Below are 21,531 nucleotides of genomic sequence, written 5' to 3' on the forward strand. Positions count from 1 at the left end.
GCCATGCTGCGCCACAAACACATCGACCGCATCTGCCTTGCCGCCATGGCGCTGGCCCTTGTGCTGGCCGGGGTGCTCTGGCGGGGGGAGGAGCTGGGCATCCGCCCGGCCCACAGTGACCCGGCCTACGCCTCCCGGCTGTTCGACGCGGGCCGGGTGCACACCATCGACATCCAGATCGAAAACTGGCAGGCCTTTCTGGCCGCTGCCCCGCAGGAGGAATATTCCCCCTGCACGGTGGTGGTGGACGGCGAGCGGTTCGAGCAGGTGGGTCTGCGGGCCAAGGGCAACAACTCCCGGCGGCTGATCGAGGAGTACGGCCTCAGCCGCTACAGCCTGAAGCTGGAATTCGACCACTACCAGACCGGGGCCAGCTACCACGGGCTGGACAAGCTCTCGCTGGACTGCTCCTTTCAGGACAACAGCTATCTGAAAAACCACACCGCCTGCCGGATGATGGACTACATGGGGGTGCCCGCGCCCCTGAGCAGCTATGTGTGGGTGACGGTGAACGGGCAGGACTGGGGACTGTTTCTGGCGGTGGAGGAGCCGGAGGAGGCCTTTGCCCGCCGCAACTTCGGGCCGGATCACGGCCAGCTGTACAAGCCGGACTACAAAAGCCTTTCCGCAGAAAACCCGGACGTGGCCCTGCGCTACACCGGCCCGGAGGAGGAAAATTACGACAACATCTTCCGCACCGCCAGATTCGACCCCACCCCGGCGGACAGACAGCGGCTGATTACGGCGCTGGAGCAGCTTTCCACCGGGCAGCAGCTGGAAAAGGCGGTGGAGCTGGACCGGGTGCTGCGGTATTTTGTGGTGCAGGTGTTCACCGTCAATCTGGACAGCTATCTGGGCCGCACCGGCCACAACTATTTTCTCTACGAGGAAAACGGGCGGCTGAGCATGCTGCCCTGGGACTATAATCTGGCCTTCGCCACCTATTCGCTGGGCATGCCGGAGCCGGTGAACGACGCGGAGCTTTATGTGAATTATCCCATCGACACCCCCGGCACCGGCGAGGTGATGCAGAACCGGCCGCTCTACCATCAGGTGATGAAGCAGGATGAATGCTTTGCCGCCTACCACCGGTATTTCGACGAATTTCTGAGCGGATATTTTGAGAGCGGACGCTTTGCGGACGAGACCACCGCCACCGCCCGGATGATCGCCCCCTATGTGCAGCGGGATCCCACCGCCTTCTGCTCCTATGAGGACTTCCGCACCGGGGTGGAAACTTTCACACAATTCTGTCTGCTGCGGGCCGAGAGCGCCCGGGGCCAGCTGGAGGGCAAAATCCCCTCCACATGGAAGGAGCGGACGGAATGGGGCGGTCCCTATGTGGACGCCTCGTCGGTCTGGCTGCCGGATCTGGGCGAGATTGCCGATCTGGCCGACGGCGTGCACTGACCGGCGAACCCAAAAAAGAAAGCGCGGCCCCGCGCCCGGAATCGCTCCGGGTACGGGGCCGCGCTCTTCTGTTTTGTTTGTAAAAAGGGCCGGTCAGCTCCAGCGCTGGAGCAGCTTTTCGGCGGCCAGCCAGCCCAGCCCCAGCGCGATGACCAGAGCGCCAAGGCCGGCCCAGACATCCGCCCGGCGGGCAAGCTCTGCGATGTGGAAGAGGGGATAAAACCCCACCCACCGCAGGCCGGAAAGCCCGCTCAGCGCCAGCAGCGGCGGCAGGCAGAAGGCGATGCTGCCCACGAACATGGCCCCCAGCGTGTTGCCCATGTATTCGGAAAGGGCCATCAGAAGCAGCATCATGCAAAGGCAGGCGGCCAGCCGGGCCAGCACCCCGAACACCAGCAGGTCGGAAAGGCTGACCCCGGCGGGAATGGCCGCGTAATCCGCAAGGCTCATGGCCGGGGCGAAGGGCCGGCAGAGGCCGTAGTCCCGCAGCACCACCACAAACCGGGGCAGGCAGGTGAACAGGCAGACCAGCGCCGCGCCCAGCGCCCCCACCGCCAGCTTGCGGCGCAGGGTGTACCGGCGGCCCAGCGGGGTGGCCATCACCACCCGCTTCATGCCGCCCCTGTGCTCAAAGGCGAACAGGCCCGCAAAGCACACGCAGCTCACAAGGCCGGCGATCAGAGTGTCCTGCAGATCGCCCTCGCCGGAAAAGCCGAACAGCTTTTCCCAGCCGCTCTCGTAGACCAGCTGGGCCTTCGGATGCTCTTTCATATAGGCCAGATTGCCGTTCAGGATGCGCTGGAATACACTCATTTTCTGCTGCAGGCCGTAGTAGGCGCCCATCTGGGCCTGATAGGCTTCGCTGCTGATTTTGCCCGCGGCCAGCGCCGCGTCCAGCTGGCGGATGGGCTCGAATTCCCCGTTCATCTCCAGCAGCTTCTGGCGGGTTTCTTCGGTATAGGGCCCGGCCAGCTGCTTCATGTAGTATGCGTAATAGATCTCCTGCGCGTCGATGTAGCTTTCGGCGGTCACGGTGCGGAAGGTCTGCCAGTCCGCGAAGGCCACCAGCACCGCCGCCGCGCCGCAGAGCACAAACAGCTTGCGGCTCTCCTGCCGCAGCACGGTGGTGGCTCTGGTTTTCGCCGCCTTGCGCCGCAGCCCGGCAAAGGCCGGTGCCGCCGCCAGCCGCCCCCGGCAGAACAGCAGGCAGAAGCCGCCCGCCAGAAGGATGCCGTACAAAATCGCCGCCAGCCACTCCACCAGCGGCAGGCTGACCGGGGCATCGAACCAGTAAAGGTTCCGGTAGTTGCCCAGAAGCTCGTTGGTGCGCAGAAGGCTTGCGAGATTTGCGTATTTGATCACGTTCAGCCGGCTGGTGGCGGGAATGGCCTGCCGGATGAGCCACTGGGCGGCGGGCAGCGCCAGCGCGGCGCACCAGCCCGCAAAGGCCCGGCGGGCCCACAGCGCCGCCAGCATCACCCACAGGCCCATCACAAAGGCCCCGGCCCACTTGGCCAGCAGAAACAGTGCCAGATACTGCCCCACCGTGATCTGCATGGTGCAGCGCATCAGCGCGGGCACGCTCTGGATGCTGCGGCTCAGCGGCCCAAGGCCGAAGGTAAGGCCGCAGTAGGCAAGGTTCACCCCGTACAACAGCAGCAGCACCGCCAGCAGGCTCACCGCCAGCGCGCCCAGCTTTGCCAGCGCGGTGTGCAGCCGCCCGCCGGGCATGCTGCGCACCAGATGCAGCATGCCGCTGTCCCGCTCGTGGCGCAGCAGCAGGCTTGCCAGAAGCAGCATGGCCGCCAGCAGAATCAGGTCGGTGAACGGGTAGTCCAGCGCGGTGAACAGCCCCTTCTGGGGCGCGTAGCGGATGGCCACATCCCCCATGCCCGCGTACACCGCGGAGGTTTTGCGGATGTTGGCCTGGTCGTAGCCGCTTTTGCCGTTGTTGAATATGGAAATACCGGAGAGCTGTTTTGCCCTGGTCTGCACATCCTCCAGAAACCGGGGGTAGCCCGCCACCGTGTCCAGCTCGGCCTTGATCTGGGTGAGAAAGGCGTATTCCATCCGCAGATCGCCGGTGTAAAGATCGTAGGATTTTTCCTTGTAAGCCTGCTCATAATTTGCGAAAAGGTCAGCATATTCCTGCCGCACATCCATCCCCAAAAAGGCCCCACTTGCCTGATAGGAAAGAATCTGGTCAATCTGTAAAACGCCGTACACAAGGTCCAGCTTTTCGTTGATGAAATCCTGCTGGGCGGCGGTGTCCAGCCCGGCAAGGTCCCGGGCCACGGCCCGCCAGGCCGCAGGCTGCGGGCTGTTTTCTCCGGGGCGGGTGCCGGTGTAGAGCAGAAACAGGTTGGCGGCAGCCAGCACCGCCAGACACAGCGCAAAGATACGCTGCCCCCAGACCTTACGCAGCTCGGCAGAGAGCAGCCTCATTTGCCATCCTCCTCACCGAACACCGCCAAGTACACCGCTTCCAGATTCTGGCCCGGCGCGTAGGTTTCAATCAGGCGCTCCACCGGGGCCTTGTCCACCAGTTTGCCGTTTTTCAAAAGCAGAATCTCGGTGGCTACCGTTTCCACATCGCTCACCACATGGGTGGCCACCAGAATGATTCGATCTTTGGCCATCTCCGCCAGCAGTTCCCGCAGCCGCACCCGTTCTTTCGGGTCCAGTCCGGCGGTGGGCTCGTCCAGAATCAACAGCTTGGGGTCCCCCAGCAGAGCGCTGGCCAGCAACAATCGCTGCTTCATGCCGCCGGAATAGGCGGCAAGGCGTTTGTCCAGCTCGTGGGAAAGATTGACCCATTCGGCCACCTGCTCCACCTGCGCCGGAACATCCCTGCTCGGAATCTCCTTTAAGGCGCACATATAGGCCAGAAAGCGGCGGCCGGTATAGCTGTCGTAAAGGCCCTGCTGCTGTGGCATATAGCCCAGCGCCCGGCGAAAGCGGATGTCCAGCGCGCGGGCGCTTTTGCTGCACCATTGAACGGTACCGCTGTCCTGCTTCAGGCTGCCGGTGATGATGTTGATGAGGGTGGACTTGCCCGCCCCGTTTGGGCCAAGAAGGCCGTAAAGGCCCGGGCCGAGGGTGAAGCTCACCCCGGCCAGGGCCTGTTTTCTGGTGGCGGGGCGGCCAAACCGGCCGCCCCTGATTAAATAACTTTTTTTCAGTCCTTCCACCGCAAGGCAGGTGGCCAGATTCGTTTCATGGGTCATGTATAAATTCACCTCGAAGGCAATCCGCGTGGAGTGGTCAGTCAAATCTGAGATCAAGGAAGCAATTGTGGTATACACAACAATCAGTACAAATTGCAGCGGCTCCTATAGCTCTCCCTTAAAATGCAAACTCAATGACGCTGTACGCCGGGTTGGAAGCCCAATAATCAGAAGCGTTGATGATGGCGTAAATATCTCGCGCTGTAGTCACATACATCGAAGTGCCGTCTGGCTGCTGACTTTCCTCCTCAACGCTCTTTTCGCCAATCTTCACCAGATACTGCTCTGTTCCCGGAATTTTCGATAAAACCTGCACCGGACGGACTGTGCCCATAAGATTTGTGCTAGTCAAATTGAATTCTGATTTTTCACCGGTACTCAGATTTACCTGGATCATGGAGAAGTCTTCAAAGTCCTCTGAAGTTTGACCGAAAAGAGCATACCCATCGCGGCAGTCCAGAAATTCCACAAGATTCAGAGCCGTTCCATCTTCGAAAACTGATTCGCATACAATTTTGTCTGTCAATGTTTCACAGTCTAAGCAATGCAACGCATTTTCTGACAGTGAAAAATAATATAGTTCCTTTCCTTGGAATATCCTCAATGTGTCACCGGATTCAGGGGAGAAAATAGTTTCCTTTTCCCCTGTAGAAACATTCAGTTTAAAAAAAACGCTTGTAACAGTTCCCTGTGCCAGTGTTTCATCAAGACTTTGTCCAACACCGCTTATGATAAAGTTAGAACCATAGGCATCTATCACCTGCTCGCCCTGCTCCACGTTCAGCTCATAGACAGGAATCCAATCACCGGTCTCTAAATTGATCTTTATGATTTCGCTTTTCAGCTCATTTGCCTCTGTTGTTTCCAGAGTACAATACAGGTTTTCTCCGTCCGTAACATAGGGCTCAAAAATTTCCTGAGCGGCTTTAAATGTGGTAATAACTTTTTTGTCTTTTCCATCCATCCCCATTGTCATAATTTTAGGAAAAGATGCCTCTCCAAGTTCATCGTTAAAATAGGGGGCACCTGGGAAAGCCAACACCAGCTGATTGCTGATAATAAGAGGCCGCGAACCACCACCGGATGCTGGAAGCCTCCCTTCACATTCTGGCCCGGTGTGGGTACAGTTTGCGGAAGCACACAGATGAATCTCCGACTTGCTCTGGAAATCAATGTACATGATATTCGTGGAATTATCAGAATTCGAAACAGGGTCCATCAAATAATAGCCGTCTTTTGTAATTGCGCTGCCCCATTTCAAAGATTGTAATTCACCGTCAACAATCTGTGCCGGTTTCTGCGCTTGCGCTGAGTTCACAGAAGAACTTGCATCTAATGGCTCAATCGGCTCATTGTTACCACATGAAGTTAGTGTTAACACAACAAAAATAATAGAAAATATTCCAATTCGTTTTTTCATGGAATACATACTCCTTTTGGTTTTTATGAAACAACCGCTGTTTTCCGCCGTGCTGCCCTGGCCGGGGGCGGTGCGGCGAAACGTTTCAAAAATCACCGGTGAGATTTTGCTGCCAGAGGGAACACCTGCGCCGAAACGATGCCCGGATTCGTGAAATGTTCCCAGTTTTTTCTCTTCTGACACCAAAATATCACAGAGAAGTTGAAATGTCAACAATACTTTGCGGCGAATAGTATTTACGGCAAATAGTTTTTGCGCTATGATGAAACTGTTGATTCAACAAAACAAAACGAGGTTGCCCCATGGGAGTATCGGAAAACTTGAAGCGCGGCGTTACCGAGCTTGTGCTGCTGAGCCTGCTGGCCCAGCGGGACATGTACGGGTACGAAATGTCGCAGGAATTGCAGGCCCGCAGCGGCGGAAAGTTCATATTGCAGGAAAGTTCCATGTACCCTACCCTCTACCGCTTGGAGGATAAGGGCTATATCACTGTGACCAAACAGCAGGTGGGCAAACGCCGCACCCGGATGTATTACCATCTGGAACCGTCCGGCCGGGACTATCTGCAAAGCAGTGTTACAGAATACCTTTCCATGCAGGAAGGGATTCGCGGTATCCTGGCATCCTGTGGAATGAACGAGGTGGAACCAGTATGAACAACAGTGTAAAACAGGGGAATACCCGGCAGGCACAGGCAGTGTGCCGGAAGTATTGCGGGCAGGTAAGGCGAAGCCTTTTCTGCCCGGCGGCGCTGCGTGAGCCGATTCTGAGCCAGCTGGAGGAGGCGGTGCTTTTTTATCTGGAAGAGCATCCCCAGAACGGAATGGACGAGCTGTATGCCCATTTCGGCGCACCGAAGGCCTTTGCCGCCAACGTGCTGGAAAACATGGAGGGCGAGCAGCTGCGAAAGCAGCTGGCCCGCTACCGCTGGCGCAGGGTTCTGGCGGCAGTGCTGGTAACGCTGGCGCTGGCCTACGGCGTGTTTTACTGCGTGCGGCTTGCGATCGACTACATTTATTATCCGGGCTATGTGGTGGTCCAAAGCGCCCAGGAAGACGAGGGGCCGATCCCGACCTCTCCGCCGGACTGAAAAGTTTTATTATACGAGGAGGTTCTTTATGAATTGTAAAAAAGCGATTTCGGTTTTGCTGGCTGTGTTGCTGGTTGTGTGCTTTTCGGTAACGGCTTTTGCCGCCGATGACAATGGCCGAGTGGTGAGCCGCACAGTGGAGCAATACGACAACGGAGCCTACGCGGTGATCACGGTTTACGACAACACCACCGCCCGGGGCGGCACCAAAAACGGCCGCAAGGATTTTGATTACTACGAGAGCGGAAGCCTTGCCTGGACATTTACGGTACACGGCAGCTTCAGCTACAACGGCAGTTCTGCCACCTGTACGGCGGCTTCCTATACCTACAATATCAACAAAAGTGAATGGTATCGCGTAAAAGGTGAAGCCTATCCCAGCGGAAGCGCCGCCATTGCCAAGGGCGTGATGCAGAAAAAGAGCACCGGCAAAAGAGTTTACCCCACGGTGACCCTCACCTGCACCCCCAACGGCGTGCTGGCCTGATGTGCCCGAACCCATCAAAAAAAACACAAAGCGCGGCCCCGAACGGGAAAAACCGGTTCGGGGCCGCGCTGTCTGCGTCAGGGGTTTACTTCGCGGCGTTGTCGGCGGTGGCCATCTCCTTGATGGAGGTGACCAGACCCGCCAGATTCTGCATGTCGCTGGGGATGATGAGCTTGGTGGCACGGCCGTCGGCAACCTTGGCCAGCGCTTCCAGACCCTTCAGAGCCAGCACCTTGTCGTTGGGGGCGGCTTCGTTCAGCAGGCGCAGCGAGTCGGCCAGAGCCTTCTGCACCTCCAGAATGGCCTGCGCTTCACCCTGGGCCTCACGGATGCGCTGCTCGCGCACCGCGTCCGCCCGCAGAATGGCGCTTTCCTTTTCACCTTCCGCCTTGGTGATGGCGGCGGTCTTTTCGCCTTCCGCAATCAGAATGGCTTCGCGCTTCAGGCGTTCGGCCTTCATCTGCTTCTCCATGGCGTCCTGAATTTCGGCGGGCGGGATGATGTTCTTCACCTCTACCCGGTTCACCTTGATGCCCCACTTGTCGGTGGCCTGGTCCAGAATGGCGGTGATCTTGGTATTGATCACGTCGCGGCTGGTGAGGGTGTGATCCAGCTCCATATCACCGATGATGTTGCGCAGGGTGGTGGCGGTCAGGTTTTCGATGGCGCTCATGGGCCGCTCCACGCCGTAGGTGAACATCTTGGCGTCGGTCACCTGGAAAAAGACCACCGAGTCGATCTGCATGGTCACGTTGTCGCGGGTGATCACGGGCTGGGGCTTGAAGTCCACAACCTGCTCCTTCAGGCTCACCTTCTTGACGACACGCATCAGGAAGGGGACCTTGAAGTGGAAGCCGGCGCCCCAGGTGGCCTGATACACGCCCAGCCATTCCACCACATAGGCGTTGGCCTGCGGCACGATGCTGATGCAGCTGACCAGCAACAGCAGCAGAATCACGAGAATGGGAATCAGAACGATCAATACTGTGGGCATAGTCATTTCCTCCGTTTCGTTATGAAATTAAAATCGCTGTTTCAGAAATTGCTGAAAAATGGCATGCGGGGGATCATTTTGCGGTGGCCGGGGCCTTTTCCGGGGCCACGGTCAGGGTGGTGCCGCCGATGGCCTGCACCACGCAGGCTTCGCCGGCGCGGATGGGCGCGTCGGTCACGGCGTTCCAGTCCACACCGTCCAGCCGAACGCGGCCAACGGTGCCGGGGCGCAGATCCTCCAGCGCCTTTGCGGTGCGGCCGATGTTCCGGTCCAGCTCCACGGCAGCGGCGGGTTTGCGGGCCCGCGCCCGGCTGACCAGAGGCTTGGTGGCGATGAGCGCCACAAGGCTTACCAGCAGGAACACCAGCGCCTGCCACAACACATTGTTGGTGGCAAGGCTGGCCAGCAGCGCCGCCAGCGCGCCCACGGCAAACCAGATGGTGACCAGATTCGCGGTGGCCAGTTCCACCACAACAAACACTGCCAGCAGCGCCGCCCACAGCCAGATGGCCGCGGTGGTCGAAATCAGGATCTCCATGGGTGTACTCCTCTCCGGCGGGATCAGATCACCGCCTTTTTTTATTGCGGCGCCCTCGCACCTGAAAGGATGCGGGAACGCCTTTTGTTCAGGCGGGCATGCCGCCTGTAAAACCTTATGCGGAAAAGCGTTGAACGAATATTCATTCGGCAGCGGCAGCCGCCCTCCGGCCCGGGCCGGGAAGTGGTGCCGTTGTCTGTATTTTACCAGATGCCGGGTGGAAAAACAAAGCCCGCCTGGGGCAAAAAAAGGCGGTTTTCTGCCTTTTTTGCGAAATTTTTGCCGGGGCGACCCCCAATCGAAGCCGGGCGGGCCGGGGCGAGCCCGGGCGAAGCCGGGGAAAAAACAAAGCCCGGAGGGGTGTTCCCTCCGGGTACGGTTGGTCGGTTTTGGACGATGACGTGCCGGTTCAGGGGGGCGTCAGTGCCCCAGATACCGCCAGCTGAAATACTGCCAGGCCTCGCTGACAAACAGCGCCAGAGCGGACACGGTGGCCAGCGCCGCCCAGAGCAGATACACCCGCTGCCAGCCCCAGCCGTCGCTCACCCAGCCGGAGAGCACGCCGCCCAGCGCCGCGCCCACATAGGCGAGGAAGTTGAAGATGCCGGTGAAGGCCGCGCTCTGGCCGGTGCGGGCAAAGCGCAGGGGCAAAAGGGTGGTGAGAATGGTGGTCACGCCGTACACAAGGCCCAAAAGCAGCCCCAGGCAGATCACCAGCCCGGTCAGGCTGCCCTGCAGCGCCACCAGCAGCCAGCCGCACACCGTCCCGGCTCCGGTCAGGGCCAGCAGCGCGCCCTCCTGCCCGCCGTGCAGCCGCCGTACCAGCCAGCCGGTGGCCAGCAGCCCGACGGTGCTGAACAGGGGAATCACCGCGGTGAACAGGCTCACCAGCCCCTCCTGCCCGGGGCCGGCCAGCTGCCGCAGCAGGGTGGGGGCCCACAGGTTGATGCTCTCCTTGGTGGAGCCCTGGGCCACAATCACAAAGGCGAAGCTGAGCATGGGCAGGGTGAGCATGGCCCGCGCAAGGCTGCCCCGCCGGGGCGCTTCGGCGGCCGGCTCCTTTTTTTCGGGCGCGGCCAGCACCGCCGGCCGGTAGCAAAGGCCCGCCGCCGCGGGGCTTGCCTTCAGCCCCCGCAGCCAGACCCAGAAAAAGCAGAAGGCCACAAGGGCCGGGCAGAAGAACACCCAGCGCCAGCCCGCCGCCCGCAGCACAGCGCCAAGCCCGCCCCAGGCCAGCAGATAGCCCAGCGTGGTGGGCAGGCTCAACAAAATCGAAACCTTTAGGTACTCGCCCGGCTCAAACCAGTTGGTGGTGATCTGCAGAATGGGCGGCCAGAACAGCGCCAGCGCAAGGCCGTTCAGCGTCCAGAGAGCGGCCAGCGCCCAGTAGCTGGAACAAAAGCCGATGGCCAGATTGCACACCCCGCTGGCCGCAAGGCCCAGCGCCACCACCCGTTTGGGGTCCCACTTCACGCTCAGCCAGCCGCCCAGCAGCTGGCCGGAGGCGTAGGTCCAGAAATACAGCGTGCTCACAAGGCCCGCCGGCCCCCTGCCGATGGCCAGCACCTCCATCAGATCGTCCAGCGCCAGCGAAAGATTGGTGCGCAACAGGTAAGACACCGTGTAGGCGGCCACACACACCGCCAGCACCCGCCGCTTTTGCACGGCCAGAACATTGGACTGCGCCACAGCGATCACCTCACGTTTTTTCTTGCCGTTTTCCCTTTTCGCAAAAAAAGAGGGAAGAGAAAACCAGAGCGGGGAAGGCCCCTGCTCTGGTTTTGCGTCTGTGTTTTGAATGTTCCGAGAGTTACCGGCCGCCGCAGGCCCCGCAGGAGGCGCAGCCGCCGCCCGCCGCCGGGGCGGTGCCGAACACCTGCTCATACAGCTTCTGGCCGGTGGGGGTGGCCGCAAGGCCGCCCTCGGCGGTCTCCTTCAGGCTGGTGCTCATGGCGTCGCCCACCTTCTTCATGGCGAAGATGGTCTCGTCCGCCGGGATGGCGCTGCCGATGCCTGCCAGCGCCAGCTCCGCCGCCACAAAGGCCCCGGCCACGCCGGAGGCGTTGCGCTTGATGCAGGGAATTTCCACAAGGCCGGCCACCGGGTCGCACACAAGGCCCAGAATGTTTTTCAACGCAATGGCCACCGCGTCGCTCACCTGGGCCGGGGTGCCGCCCGCCAGCTCCACAATGGCCGCCGCCGCCATGGCCGCCGCGCTGCCGCACTCGGCCTGGCAGCCGCCCTGGGCCCCCGCCACGCAGGCGTTGGTGGCGATCACCATGCCCACCGCGCTGGCGGTGAACAGGGCCATCACACAGTCGCGCTCGGAGCAGCCCAGATCGTTCTGCATGGTGAGCAGCGCCGCCGGCAGAATGCCGCAGCTGCCCGCGGTGGGCGCGGCCACCACACGGCCCATGGCCGCGTTCAGCTCGCTCACCGCCAGCGCCCGATACAGCGCCCCGCCCAGCACGCCGCCGGTGAGGGCTTTGCCGCTTTCCACCGCCCGGCGCATTTTAAAGGCGCTGCCGCCGGTGAGGCCGCTGGTGCTGCGCAGATCCTCGGCGCAGCCCGGCTCGATGCAGGCGGCCATCACCTTGTAGGTGTCGGCCATCTGGTCAAAGACCTCCTGCTCGGTTTTTTCCAGCTGAATGGCCTGCTGGCGCAGCACCAGCGCCGAAAGCGGCTCGCCCGCGGCCTCGGCCGCGGCGATCAGCGCCGCAATGGAATCGTATTTGAAATCAATGTTCATGACGTACCTCTCTTTTCCGGTCTCAGTTGGGCAGCAGCATGGTGGAGCTGAGAATGTGGGGCAGCGCCTCGATGCGCCTGTTCAGCGCCGGGTCGAAGCCGCCGTCCATCTCGATGGTCATCACCGCCACGCCGCCCTTTTTCTGGCGGGAAAGGCGGAAGTTGCAGATGTTCACCTGGCCCTCGGCCAGCAGCTCGGTCACCGCCGCGATGGTGCCCGGCGTGTCCTGATGGAGCACGATCAGCGAGGTGTACTGGCCGGTGATCTGCACCTCCATGCCGTTCACCCGGGTGACCAGAATGTTGCCGCCGCCCACGCTGGCCCCCTGCACGCTCACGGTGCGGCCGGTGGCGTCGGCCAGCGTGATCAGGGCGGTGTTGGGGTGGGCGCCGTCGATCTCGGTGGGCAGAATGCTCACCGAAAGGCCCGCCTCCTCGGCCAGGCGGGGCGAAAAGCGGATGCGCTCGTCGTCGGTGGCCATGCCCATGATGCCCGCGATCAGGGCCTTGTCGGTGCCGTGGCCCTTGTAGGTTTTGGCGAAGCTGCCGTGCAGAAGAATCTGGGCGCTCACCGGCTCACAGCCCAGCAGGGCGCGGGCCACCCGGCCGATGCGCACCGCGCCCGCGGTGTGGCTGCTGGAGGGGCCGATCATCACAGGGCCCACAATGTCGAATACGTTCATCATACTGCGTTTTCCTTTCGATCCTCGATGATGGATGGGGGTTGTTTGGGGGATAAGAATGGTTTGCGCTCAAAAAAGAGCGTTATGCAGCGCCGGGCCGCTCACACCAGAATGAGCCGTACACCGCAGTTTTCCACCGCGGCGGCCTGCTCCGGGTCCACCCCGCCGTCGGTGATGATGGCCTCCACCGCGTGGATGGGGCAGATGCGCACCAGACTTGCCCGGCCGAACTTGCTGGAATCCGCCACCACGATCACCCGGCTGGCGGCATTGCGCATCTGGTTCTGCATGGAAATTTCGCCCAGCCGCTGGTCGGTGAAGCCCGCCACCGGGTCGATGCCGGTCACGGTGAGAAACAGAATGTCCACATGCACATAATCCAGAATGCCGGTGGGGAAGTCGTTCACCAGAGTGTGCTCGTCCCGGGAGAGCACGCCCCCCGTGAGGATCACCGTGAAGCCGGGCTTGTCTGCCAGAAGCAGCGCGTTCTGGATGGAGTTGGTCACCACGGTCAGCCGCTGGAACCGCGCGGCCAGCGCCTGGGCCAGCACCTGACTGGTGCTGCCGTAGTCCAGCGCCACCACCTGCCCTTCCTCCACCATGGAGGCGGCCCGCCGGGCGATGCGCTGTTTTTCCTCCATGTGCAGGCTGTTGCGGGTGGAAAGGGCCACATACCCCACCATGGGCGCGGCGGCCGATTCCGCCTGCCGGGGCACCGCGCCCCCGTGGATGCGCCGCAGCTTTCCCTGCCGGTCCAGCTCTTCCAGATCCTTGCGCACCGTCTCGGAGGAAACGCCCAGCGCCTGCACCAGCTCGGCGGTGTGCACCGTGCCCTCCCTGTCCAGCAGCTCTAATATAATGGAATACCGTTTTTTCGCAAGCATGTGTTTCCGCCTTTCGTTTGCATTTCCGGGGCAAACCGCCCGTTCTCCTTTTCAAATTATAACAAACCGCAAGGGGTTTGAACACCGTTTCACAGAAAAATCCCAATTTCGCCGCCCCTGCATGCCGGTTCGGCCGGGGAGCGGAGTTGGGAAGGGGTTGTGAAATGCTTGGCTTTACAATTAGTATACCGGCCAAACCCCAAAAATTAAACAGGCAGATTCAACAAAAAATGGAAAAGGTCTTTGTTTAATTGCGAAAAAATAGGGAAAAGGGCTTGAAATCCAAGAAAACCGCAAGTATACTGTGATTGTTCCCAAGGCGGGGCAGGCGGAAAGAGCGCCCCGCACCAAGAAACGGAAAAACGCGGCGCGGAGCAGACGCTGCGCGAGTGAGAAAAAGAGAGTGCTTTTTGAGGAGGAATTCAAGTGAGCAACAAGACAAAGGCCGCAATGGTCAAGGCGGTTCCCAACCGCTGGTTCACCTTCTGCATCCTCACGTTGTCCGGCGGCATCGCCTTCAAGCTGGGCAGCATGAAGGATATGTTCTACGTTCCCATGCAGGAGTTCATGGGTCTGACCAACACCCAGATCGGCGGCGCCATGAGCGCCTACGGCATCGTGCAGACCATCGGCCTGATCGCGGGCATCTACATCTGCGACATGTTCAGCAAGAAGTACATGATCGGCGGCAGCCTGATCGGCATCGGTCTGGTGGGCTTCTATCTGGCCACCTTCCCGCCCTACTGGGGCTTTCTGGCAGCCTTCGGCGTGATCGCCATTCTGGCTGAGGTCACCTACTGGCCGGTTCTGCTCAAGGCCATCCGCCTTTTGGGCGACGAAAAGACCCAGGGCCGTATGTTCGGCTTTCTGGAAATGGGCCGCGGCGTTGTGGACGTGATCATCGCCGGCACCGCGCTGGCCATCTTCGGAGCCATGGGCGAGGGCGCTGCCGCCCTGCGCGCCGGCCTGATCTTTTTGTCCTGCGCCACCATCGCGGCGGGCGTTCTGTGCCTGATCTTCGTGCCCAACGATGAAAAGCGCGTGGGCGCCGACGGCAAGGAGCTGAACAAGGCCACCGCTGCCTTCGGCGGCATGGTGCAGGCGCTCAAGAGCGTGGACATCTGGGCCGTTGCTCTGAACGGCTTCGTGGTCTACTGCATCTACTGCGGCCTGACCTACTTCATCCCCTTCCTGAACAACATCTACCTGCTGCCCGCCACCGCGGTTGGCGCTTACGGCATCATCAACCAGTACGGCCTGAAAATGGTGGGCGGCCCCATCGGCGGCTTCATGTCCGATAAGGTGCACAAGTCCAGCGCCAAGCACATCCGCATGGGCTTCATCGTCTGCATCGTGGCCATGGCTCTGTTCCTGATGATCCCCCACGAGGCGCTGGGCGCTTCCGGCAACTGGATCATCGGTGCTGCCTGCACCCTGGGCTTCGGCGCCATCGTGTTCACCATGCGTGCCGTGTTCTTCGCCCCCATGGACGAGGTAAAGGTTCCCGCCGAGATCACCGGCGCTGCCATGAGCCTGGCTTCTCTGGTCATCTACCTGCCCAACTCCTTCGCCTACCTGATGTACGGCAACTTCCTGGATCGCTTCCCCGGCATGACCGGCTACCGCATCGTGTTCGGCGTGATGATCGGCTGGGCCGTGATCGGCGTGTTCGTTTCCACCTTCCTGATCGGCCGCATCAAGAAGCATCAGCAGGCCGGCAAGTAAGCAAAATGCACGCGGAACCCCTTGTTCTTCGTGCAAATCCATAAAAAAATTCGCACAGCATACAAATCCGTGGTGGAAATCCACGGATTTGTATGCTATTCTGGAACCAAGAGGCAAGACCCGCGCACCCGGGCGGCCCAAACAAACGACAAGGAGTGACCAAAACCATGCGTGAGTACCACGGCTTTACCGGCTGCGGGTCCTTCTACAAGGGCAACCTGCACAGCCACACCACCATTTCCGACGGCATGCTGACCCCCGAGCAGAACGTGGCCCAGTATAAGGAGCACGGATACCATTTCCTGTGCATGTCCGAGCACAACATCTTCACCGACCACCGGGCCCAGTTCAACACCGAAAACTTCATCGTGCTGCCCGGCGTGGAGGCCACCGCGGTGCTCTACCGGGCCATTGGCACCAATGAGCGTTACAAGCTGCACCACATGCACGGCATTCTGGGCACCACCGAGATGCAGCAGAATGCCCCCGAGGGCACCTTCGGCCATCTGCAGTATCTGCCGCCCATCAAGTTCTTCGGCCAGTGGGAGGGCGCGAAGGCCGCCCAGCAGCTGAGCGACATGCTGCGCGCCCACGGCTGTGTGGTCACCTACAATCACCCGGTGTGGAGCCGCGTGCTGGACGAGGAATTCATGGATACCACCGGCGTAACCGCGCTGGAAATCTTCAACTACAACTCCACCAACGAGGCGGCGGTGGGCAGCGGTCTGGTTCACTGGGACCGGATGCTGCGCGCGGGCAAGCGGATCAACGGCTTTGCCAGCGACGACAACCACAACGAGGGCCTGTTTGACGACGCCTGCGGCGGCTGGATCTGCGTGCAGGCCGAGAGCCTGACCCACGACGCCATTGTGGAGAACTTCATGAAGGGCAACTATTACTCCTCCGCCGGCCCCGAAATCTACGACTGGGGCGTAAAGGACGGCAGGGTCTGGATCGACTGCTCCAGGGTGGAGCGGGTGAACTTTGTGGCGGGCAACATCGTGAACGACGGCGGCACCGTCATCGGCGAGCTGCGCAAGGACACCCTGACCCACGCCGAGCACACCCTGAAGGGGCACGAAAGCTACGTGCGCGTGGAGGTGGTGGACCGGTTCGGCCGGGCCGCCTGGACCAACCCCATCTATCTGGAGTGGGACTGAGTATCCCCCGCGTGACCCCGATCTTTTGCGGCACCTGCCGGGGCCCTGTGGCGTATGAATCATAGGAGGAAAGACCCATGTTGGATCAACTGCAATCCACCCTGGAATTCATCGACGGCAAACTCTGGGGTGACTGGCTCATGTTCGTTTTGCTGGGCGTGGGCGTGCTTTATACCATCGTGACCGGGGCGGTGCAGGTGCGCCACTTCGGCTATATCATCAAGAAAACCCTGTGGGAGCCCATCCGGGGCAAAAAGAACGGCGAGGAGGATGCCGGCGGCATCACCTCCTTCCAGGCGCTTTGCACCGCCGTGGCCTCCTGCGTGGGCAGCGGCAACATCGTGGGCGTATCCACCGCGGTGGTGGCCGGAGGCCTTGGCGCCATCTTCTGGATGTGGGTGGCCGCCTTCGTGGGCATGGCCACCAAATACAGCGAGATCGTGCTGGGCCTGCTTTATCGCGAACGCAACGAGCAGGGCCAGTGGGTGGGCGGCCCCATGTATTACATCAAAAAGGGCCTGCACGCCCCCTGGCTGGCGGTGCTGTGCGCGCTGTTCATGGTCACCCAGATCATCGGCGGCAACTTCATCCAGTCCAACACCATCAGCGGCGTGATGAACCAGAGCTTTGGCGTTGCACCCCTCGTTACCGGCATCGTGCTGGTGGCCCTGATCTTCATTGTGACCCTGGGCGGCTTGCATCGCCTGGCCCATGTGGCCCAGAAGCTGGTTCCCACCATGGCGCTGCTGTATGTGGTGGGCGGCCTGGTCATCATTCTGATCAACGCCCCCAAGGTGCCCGGCGTCTTCGTCGAAATCTTCCAGAGCGCCTTCGGCCTGCGGGCCATGGCGGGCGGCGCGATGGGCAGCATGATCATCGCCATGCAGAAGGGCGTGGCCCGCGGTCTCTATTCCAATGAGGCCGGCGAGGGCTCTGCCCCCGTCATCCACTCCTCCGCCAACGTGAAGCACCCGGTGCAGCAGGGCATGACCGGCGTCACCGAGGTATTTCTGGACACCTTCGTCATCTGCACCATCACCGGTCTGGTGCTGGGCGTGACCGGCGTCATCGGCAGCGGCGTGCCGGACAACGTGCTGGCCATCAACGCCTTTGCCACCGTGTGGGAGCCGCTGAGCTATGTGGTTTCCATCTGCCTTTTGCTGTTCAGCACCACTACCCTGATGAGCCAGTGGTACTTCGGCTTCGTGGGCCTGAACTATGTGTTCGGCGCAAAGGTTGCCGACAAGTTCAAGTACGTTTTCCCGGCCTTCTGCATCATCGGTGCGCTTTTGAAGGTGGAAATGGTCTGGACCATCCAGGACATCGCCCTGGCGCTGCTGACCATCCCCAACCTGATCGCCATGATCGTGCTGTTCCCCAAGGTGCGCAAGGCCACCAGGGAATTCTTCAGCGACCCGGAGCTCTACGAGGGCGCCCGGCGCTGAGCCTGACCCGTTTACTTTGATTTCAATTGGGAATATTTTGTTTAAAATATCCTGATTGTAATATAACCAAACCAACTACAGCCTATTTGTAAGGCAAAACCGCACAAATTGCGGCGCGATATGCCGCCGGAGGCTTCCGCTGTGAATTGTGCGGGGTTGCCGCGATATCCCTCTTTCATCCTTTTCTCTCGGGCAGCCGGTCCCCACACTCCTTGGCCGGCTGCCGCAAATCATCTGCAAAAAGCGGCTTCGGGCGTTTGCCTGGAGCCGCTTTTTGCGTGTTCAAAAGGGGGATTCCCTCTGGAACGAGAACTTTACTCTTGCAAAGTGCACCGGTTTGTGATACTTCTGTTAGTAGAAGCAAAACGGCAGAACTGCCGATCAACGGGAGGGAATCTGTATGACCGATCAGGACAAACGCACCGGCGCACCCAGCCGGTATGTGCAGGGGCCGGGGGCGCTGCGCCGGCTGGGCCGCTATACCCGGCGGCTGGGGCAGGGCATCTTCCTCATCAGCGACGAAGCGGGCATCGAGCGCATCCGGCAGGATGTGGAGGAGGGCCTGCCCGGCGCGGGCGGGGTGGAATTTGTTCCCTTTGAGGGGGCCTGCTGCGAAAAGGAGATCACCGAGCTGGTGCGCCGCTTTGAAGCCAGCGGCTGCCAGGTGGTGGCGGGCGCAGGCGGCGGCAAGCATCTGGACGTGGCCAAGGCCGTGGCGGCCTTTGCGGGCGCGCCCATGGTGATGCTGCCCACCGTGGCCTCCACCGACGCGCCCTGCAGCGCGCTGGCGGTGCTCTACACCCCGGACGGCCTGTTTGACCGGTATCTGTATCTGGACAAAAACCCGGATCTGGTTCTGGCGGACACCACCCACATCGCCGCCGCCCCGCCCCGGCTGCTGGCGGCGGGCATGGGGGATGCGCTGTCCACCTGGTTCGAGGCCCGGGCCTGCGCCGAGGCGGGGGGCAAAAACAGCTTCGGCACCGCCCCCGGCGCTGCGGCGCTCTGCCTTGCCCAGGGCTGCTGGAACAACCTGCTTCGCTGCGGCGCAAAGGCCATGGAGCAGGTGCAGCGCAAATGCCCCGGCGAGGAATTGGAAACCATTGTGGAGACCAACATCTACTTAAGCGGCGTGGGCTTTGAAAGCGGCGGCCTTGCCGCGGCCCACGCGGTGGCCAACGGCATCGCCAGTCTGGGCCGGGCGGGCCGGGTAAGCCACGGCGCGGCGGTGGCCTTCGGCGTGCAGGTGCAGCTGGTGCTGGAGCAGCGGCTGGGCGCGCAGCCTTTGCGGGCAAGGCAGGACCTTTCCCAGGTGCGGGCCTTCTGCAAGTCGGTGGGGCTGCCCACCAGCCTTGCGGATCTGGCGCTTTCCGACATTACCGGCGACGAGCTTTCCGAGCTGGCCCGGGTGGCGCTGGATCCGGCGGGCAACATGGGCAACATGCCCTTCGCCGTGAGTGCCGGGGATCTGATCAGCGCGGTGAAGGCGCTGACACAGGAGATTTAAGACAATACCGCACAATTTCGGCGCGATGCGCCGCCTGAGAATTGTACGGGGTTGCCTTTCAAACAGGAGGAAACAGCGATATGATGGACGTGGTGTTCAGCCGCAGCGCCTGCGGCAGCCTGAAGATGGCCCAGCATTACGGGCAGGGGGAATACACCGGCACGGTGGGCGTGATCTACGCCGCGCCACAGGGCGGGCAGGGCGCTGCCCCCGCGCCCCAGGTGCAGCAGGCCGCCCGGCAGGCCGCGGAGCAGCGGGCGCGGCGGGAATGGGAAAACGCCCGCCCCCTTGGGGGCGACCCGGCCAACGTGTTCAGTCTGGAAGGGGGCTGGAGCATGGGCGACATTGCCGAGAGCCAGTTCCCGCAGGGCCGCCGCCGCTTGCTGGAACGGCTGTTTGCGGCCAGCTTCAGCGGCAGCCCGGCCGAGCAGGAGCAGATCATCCGGGAATCGCTGGACGAGCTGCAGGCGAACCTGCAAACGGTGCTGGAGCGCAGCGCCCGGGGCGAGGAGATGCGCATCTGGTACAGCGATAACCCGGACGATGCCTGCGGCCTGTGCTGGCTGCTGGCAAAGCTGCACGGGCTGGAAACGCCCGGCCCGGTGACCCTGATCAAGCTGCCCGTGTGGGAATACGGCGAGGACGAAACCGTGATGGCATACACCGGCTGGGGCGAGATCAGCCCCGGGGAGTGGGGGCGGTATCTGCCGCTGGCCCAGCCCGCCCGGCCGGTGCTGCTGCGGGCCTGCGCCGCCCGGTGGCAGCAGCTGCAGCGGGAGAACGCGCCCCTGCGGGTCTGCCTGAACGGCGGGCTGCAAAGCGTGCCGGAGAATTTTTACGACGGCTTCATTCTGCGGGAGCTGGACCGGCTGCCGGAGGAATTTCTGGAGGCGTCGCTGGTGGGCAATGTGCTGGGCCGGTGCCAGCTGGGCATTGGCGACAGCTGGATCGCGCTGCGCATCGAGGCCTTCTGCCGCGAGGGCCTGCTGGAGGTGGTGCAGGACGGCCCGGGAATCCGCCGCCGGCTGCGCCAGTGCACGGCGGACGGAGATTTTTGAGCAAAACAAAAGCGAAGCGTGTTTGCGCTTCGCTTTTTTGCTGTGCTTTTGCCGGGTCAGGCTTCCAGCCGCTTGAGCCGGCGGGGGCGGTGCCGGGCCAGAATGTCCACGGCGGCGGCCGGGTCAAAGGGGCGGCTGGTCTGCTGGGCCCATGCGGGCATGGAATAGCTTTTGGCCGGGGCCTGTGCCGTGGGGGCCGCGTCCTCCCAGCGGCGGTGGCTCAGCCACTTGGCCGGGTGGGGGATGTACCGCCCGCCGTTTTCCTTCCATGGGGCGCTCTCGCACTGTGTGGCCAGCGCCGCCAGCATGGTGTTCACCAGCGTTTCATCCGGCCGCAGCGCCTTCCATGCCAGCAGGGCCGCCCACTTATCCGCCTTGCGGGGATAGGCCTGCCAGAACCGTTCAAAGCCGTTTGGGGCTTGGGTATTTTGCGCGGCTGGGGCAAGATGGGCCGGTTGGCTGGCGGTTTGCGCCGGGGGTTCCTGCTGTGCAGGTGCTGCCGGATCGGTGAAACAGGAGTTCGGTCTGCGCTCAGCCTTTGGCGCAGCATTCCCGGATTTTTCAAAAAGGGGCGAAGCGGCACGCGCACCGCCGCGGGCGGTGTATGTGTGTTGGGAATCTTCTTGGGAATCTTTTTGGGTATCTTTTATAGCTCTTTCGGATTCGGCATTTGAATGTTCCGGATTCGTTTCTTGCAAGTGACGATTCTGAAACATGGAAAGAGCGGTTTCGCTGATTGCATACCACAAGGTGCGATCAAAGGCGAAACGGCCGAAGCGGCCCTCTAAAAGCGCCCCCTGCCGCACAAGGCTTTTTAACAGACGGCGGATTTTGGGTACGCTCCAGAAGGAAAAATGCTCGGCCAGCCGGGCGGCGCTGGCGTACATCCAGCAGCGGCCTTCTTTTTGGCAGTCCGGGTTTGTCTGATTCTTTTCGCACCAGAAGCGGATGTGATCCAAGAGAATTGCCTCCTCCACCCCGTACCGGGCGGCGGCGTTCACATCGAAGGAATAATACATTCTGACCCTCCTTTTTGGCTTGGAAATCAACCGGGAAAACAAAAACCGCCCCCGGCGCACCTGATTAAAAAACAGGGCGCACCGGATGACGGTTTGCAAAAAGGCGGGGCCCGCTATCCTCCGCCTTATCTTCTCA

Annotated in this window: 20 protein-coding genes; 10 read left to right on the forward strand and 10 right to left on the reverse strand. The window is 61.5% G+C overall.

The annotated features are described in order from the left end of the window. Positions 1–3: 3 nt before the first annotated feature. Positions 4–1,410, forward strand: coding sequence for a CotH kinase family protein (locus tag ACESYO_RS01320; protein ID WP_058964127.1), 1,407 nt, complete (start codon positions 4–6; stop codon positions 1,408–1,410). 93 nt (positions 1,411–1,503) lie between these two features. Here the strand turns inward: ACESYO_RS01320 and ACESYO_RS01325 are convergent, their stop codons facing one another. From ACESYO_RS01325 to ACESYO_RS01335, 3 genes are all read right to left on the reverse strand, one after another. Continuing rightward, on the reverse strand, positions 1,504–3,855 hold the full coding sequence (locus ACESYO_RS01325; RefSeq protein ID WP_373209244.1) for a hypothetical protein: 2,352 nt from the start codon (positions 3,853–3,855) through the stop codon (positions 1,504–1,506). Further along, positions 3,852–4,637: an ATP-binding cassette domain-containing protein gene (locus ACESYO_RS01330; protein ID WP_373209245.1), complete on the reverse strand. Its 786-nt coding sequence runs from the start codon at positions 4,635–4,637 to the stop codon at positions 3,852–3,854. The genes ACESYO_RS01325 and ACESYO_RS01330 overlap by 4 nt, the downstream gene beginning before the upstream one ends. 118 nt (positions 4,638–4,755) lie before the next feature. Continuing rightward, positions 4,756–6,057 (reverse strand): hypothetical protein, encoded by a 1,302-nt coding sequence (locus ACESYO_RS01335; RefSeq protein WP_373209246.1) that lies wholly within the window; start codon positions 6,055–6,057, stop codon positions 4,756–4,758. Here ACESYO_RS01335 and ACESYO_RS01340 point away from each other — a divergent pair. The 4 genes from ACESYO_RS01340 (at position 6,056) to ACESYO_RS01355 (ending at position 7,634) form a co-directional block, all read left to right on the forward strand. Next, a complete protein-coding gene (locus tag ACESYO_RS01340; RefSeq protein WP_346671716.1) occupies positions 6,056–6,211 on the forward strand; it encodes a hypothetical protein in 156 nt (51 codons plus the stop codon). The two genes, ACESYO_RS01335 and ACESYO_RS01340, sit on opposite strands and share 2 nt — an antisense overlap. A 148-nt stretch (positions 6,212–6,359) precedes the next feature. Next, positions 6,360–6,713, forward strand: a complete 354-nt coding sequence (locus ACESYO_RS01345) for a PadR family transcriptional regulator (protein WP_346671715.1) — start codon at positions 6,360–6,362, stop codon at positions 6,711–6,713. Then, positions 6,710–7,147 (forward strand): hypothetical protein, encoded by a 438-nt coding sequence (locus ACESYO_RS01350; protein WP_373209247.1) that lies wholly within the window; start codon positions 6,710–6,712, stop codon positions 7,145–7,147. Before ACESYO_RS01345 ends, ACESYO_RS01350 begins: the two co-directional genes overlap by 4 nt. A gap of 28 nt (positions 7,148–7,175) precedes the next feature. After that, the gene (locus tag ACESYO_RS01355) at positions 7,176–7,634 is read left to right on the forward strand and encodes a hypothetical protein (RefSeq protein ID WP_058964132.1); all 459 of its coding nucleotides are present in this window, start codon (positions 7,176–7,178) and stop codon (positions 7,632–7,634) included. A gap of 85 nt (positions 7,635–7,719) precedes the next feature. Here ACESYO_RS01355 and ACESYO_RS01360 read toward each other — a convergent pair whose 3' ends face one another. The 6 genes from ACESYO_RS01360 to ACESYO_RS01385 all read right to left on the reverse strand — a co-directional run bounded on the left by ACESYO_RS01360 (position 7,720) and on the right by ACESYO_RS01385 (position 13,481). Next, positions 7,720–8,628: an SPFH domain-containing protein gene (locus ACESYO_RS01360; protein WP_058964133.1), complete on the reverse strand. Its 909-nt coding sequence runs from the start codon at positions 8,626–8,628 to the stop codon at positions 7,720–7,722. A gap of 73 nt (positions 8,629–8,701) precedes the next feature. Beyond that, positions 8,702–9,166 (reverse strand): NfeD family protein, encoded by a 465-nt coding sequence (locus tag ACESYO_RS01365; RefSeq protein ID WP_058964134.1) that lies wholly within the window; start codon positions 9,164–9,166, stop codon positions 8,702–8,704. Positions 9,167–9,586: 420 nt separating this feature from the next. Next, positions 9,587–10,864: an MFS transporter gene (locus ACESYO_RS01370; protein WP_373209248.1), complete on the reverse strand. Its 1,278-nt coding sequence runs from the start codon at positions 10,862–10,864 to the stop codon at positions 9,587–9,589. A 112-nt stretch (positions 10,865–10,976) separates the two neighbouring features. After that, entirely contained in the window at positions 10,977–11,915 is a 939-nt protein-coding gene (sdaAA, locus tag ACESYO_RS01375) for an L-serine ammonia-lyase, iron-sulfur-dependent, subunit alpha (protein WP_346671711.1), read from the reverse strand. Positions 11,916–11,937: 22 nt separating this feature from the next. Next, positions 11,938–12,600 (reverse strand): L-serine ammonia-lyase, iron-sulfur-dependent subunit beta, encoded by a 663-nt coding sequence (gene sdaAB / locus ACESYO_RS01380; protein ID WP_373209249.1) that lies wholly within the window; start codon positions 12,598–12,600, stop codon positions 11,938–11,940. A gap of 98 nt (positions 12,601–12,698) precedes the next feature. Then, a complete protein-coding gene (locus ACESYO_RS01385) occupies positions 12,699–13,481 on the reverse strand; it encodes a DeoR/GlpR family DNA-binding transcription regulator (RefSeq protein ID WP_058964137.1) in 783 nt (260 codons plus the stop codon). A gap of 426 nt (positions 13,482–13,907) precedes the next feature. On the opposite strand from ACESYO_RS01385, the gene ACESYO_RS01390 reads away from it, so the two are divergent. The 5 genes from ACESYO_RS01390 to ACESYO_RS01410 all read left to right on the forward strand — a co-directional run bounded on the left by ACESYO_RS01390 (position 13,908) and on the right by ACESYO_RS01410 (position 20,376). Further along, on the forward strand, positions 13,908–15,206 hold the full coding sequence (locus tag ACESYO_RS01390; RefSeq protein WP_058964138.1) for an MFS transporter: 1,299 nt from the start codon (positions 13,908–13,910) through the stop codon (positions 15,204–15,206). Positions 15,207–15,361: 155 nt separating this feature from the next. Next, positions 15,362–16,366 (forward strand): CehA/McbA family metallohydrolase, encoded by a 1,005-nt coding sequence (locus ACESYO_RS01395; protein ID WP_373209250.1) that lies wholly within the window; start codon positions 15,362–15,364, stop codon positions 16,364–16,366. 77 nt (positions 16,367–16,443) lie between these two features. Beyond that, complete coding sequence (locus ACESYO_RS01400) at positions 16,444–17,811, forward strand: alanine/glycine:cation symporter family protein (protein ID WP_373209251.1); 1,368 nt, start codon at positions 16,444–16,446, stop codon at positions 17,809–17,811. A gap of 400 nt (positions 17,812–18,211) precedes the next feature. Continuing rightward, on the forward strand, positions 18,212–19,318 hold the full coding sequence (locus ACESYO_RS01405) for a glycerol dehydrogenase (protein WP_373209252.1): 1,107 nt from the start codon (positions 18,212–18,214) through the stop codon (positions 19,316–19,318). A gap of 80 nt (positions 19,319–19,398) precedes the next feature. Continuing rightward, positions 19,399–20,376 (forward strand): DUF3658 domain-containing protein, encoded by a 978-nt coding sequence (locus ACESYO_RS01410; protein ID WP_373209253.1) that lies wholly within the window; start codon positions 19,399–19,401, stop codon positions 20,374–20,376. Between the two features lie 56 nt (positions 20,377–20,432). On the opposite strand, the gene ACESYO_RS01415 is transcribed toward ACESYO_RS01410, so the two are convergent. Beyond that, the gene (locus ACESYO_RS01415) at positions 20,433–21,395 is read right to left on the reverse strand and encodes a hypothetical protein (RefSeq protein ID WP_373209254.1); all 963 of its coding nucleotides are present in this window, start codon (positions 21,393–21,395) and stop codon (positions 20,433–20,435) included. Positions 21,396–21,531: the final 136 nt, after the last annotated feature.

The organism is Allofournierella massiliensis (assembly GCF_964241245.1).
Classification (GTDB): Bacteria; Bacillota; Clostridia; order Oscillospirales; family Ruminococcaceae; genus Allofournierella; species Allofournierella massiliensis.

Excerpts from the sequence above, each read along its gene's own strand:
- ACESYO_RS01320 (WP_058964127.1), top strand. The coding sequence starts at position 4 with ATGCTGCGCCACAAACACATCGACCGCATCTGCCTTGCCGCCATGGCG.
- ACESYO_RS01325 (WP_373209244.1), bottom strand. The coding sequence starts at position 3,855 with ATGAGGCTGCTCTCTGCCGAGCTGCGTAAGGTCTGGGGGCAGCGTATC.
- ACESYO_RS01330 (WP_373209245.1), bottom strand. The coding sequence starts at position 4,637 with ATGACCCATGAAACGAATCTGGCCACCTGCCTTGCGGTGGAAGGACTG.
- ACESYO_RS01340 (WP_346671716.1), top strand. The coding sequence starts at position 6,056 with ATGGAATACATACTCCTTTTGGTTTTTATGAAACAACCGCTGTTTTCC.
- ACESYO_RS01335 (WP_373209246.1), bottom strand. The coding sequence starts at position 6,057 with ATGAAAAAACGAATTGGAATATTTTCTATTATTTTTGTTGTGTTAACA.
- ACESYO_RS01345 (WP_346671715.1), top strand. The coding sequence starts at position 6,360 with ATGGGAGTATCGGAAAACTTGAAGCGCGGCGTTACCGAGCTTGTGCTG.
- ACESYO_RS01350 (WP_373209247.1), top strand. The coding sequence starts at position 6,710 with ATGAACAACAGTGTAAAACAGGGGAATACCCGGCAGGCACAGGCAGTG.
- ACESYO_RS01355 (WP_058964132.1), top strand. The coding sequence starts at position 7,176 with ATGAATTGTAAAAAAGCGATTTCGGTTTTGCTGGCTGTGTTGCTGGTT.
- ACESYO_RS01360 (WP_058964133.1), bottom strand. The coding sequence starts at position 8,628 with ATGCCCACAGTATTGATCGTTCTGATTCCCATTCTCGTGATTCTGCTG.
- ACESYO_RS01365 (WP_058964134.1), bottom strand. The coding sequence starts at position 9,166 with ATGGAGATCCTGATTTCGACCACCGCGGCCATCTGGCTGTGGGCGGCG.
- sdaAA (WP_346671711.1), bottom strand. The coding sequence starts at position 11,915 with ATGAACATTGATTTCAAATACGATTCCATTGCGGCGCTGATCGCCGCG.
- sdaAB (WP_373209249.1), bottom strand. The coding sequence starts at position 12,600 with ATGATGAACGTATTCGACATTGTGGGCCCTGTGATGATCGGCCCCTCC.
- ACESYO_RS01385 (WP_058964137.1), bottom strand. The coding sequence starts at position 13,481 with ATGCTTGCGAAAAAACGGTATTCCATTATATTAGAGCTGCTGGACAGG.
- ACESYO_RS01400 (WP_373209251.1), top strand. The coding sequence starts at position 16,444 with ATGTTGGATCAACTGCAATCCACCCTGGAATTCATCGACGGCAAACTC.
- ACESYO_RS01405 (WP_373209252.1), top strand. The coding sequence starts at position 18,212 with ATGACCGATCAGGACAAACGCACCGGCGCACCCAGCCGGTATGTGCAG.
- ACESYO_RS01410 (WP_373209253.1), top strand. The coding sequence starts at position 19,399 with ATGATGGACGTGGTGTTCAGCCGCAGCGCCTGCGGCAGCCTGAAGATG.
- ACESYO_RS01415 (WP_373209254.1), bottom strand. The coding sequence starts at position 21,395 with ATGTATTATTCCTTCGATGTGAACGCCGCCGCCCGGTACGGGGTGGAG.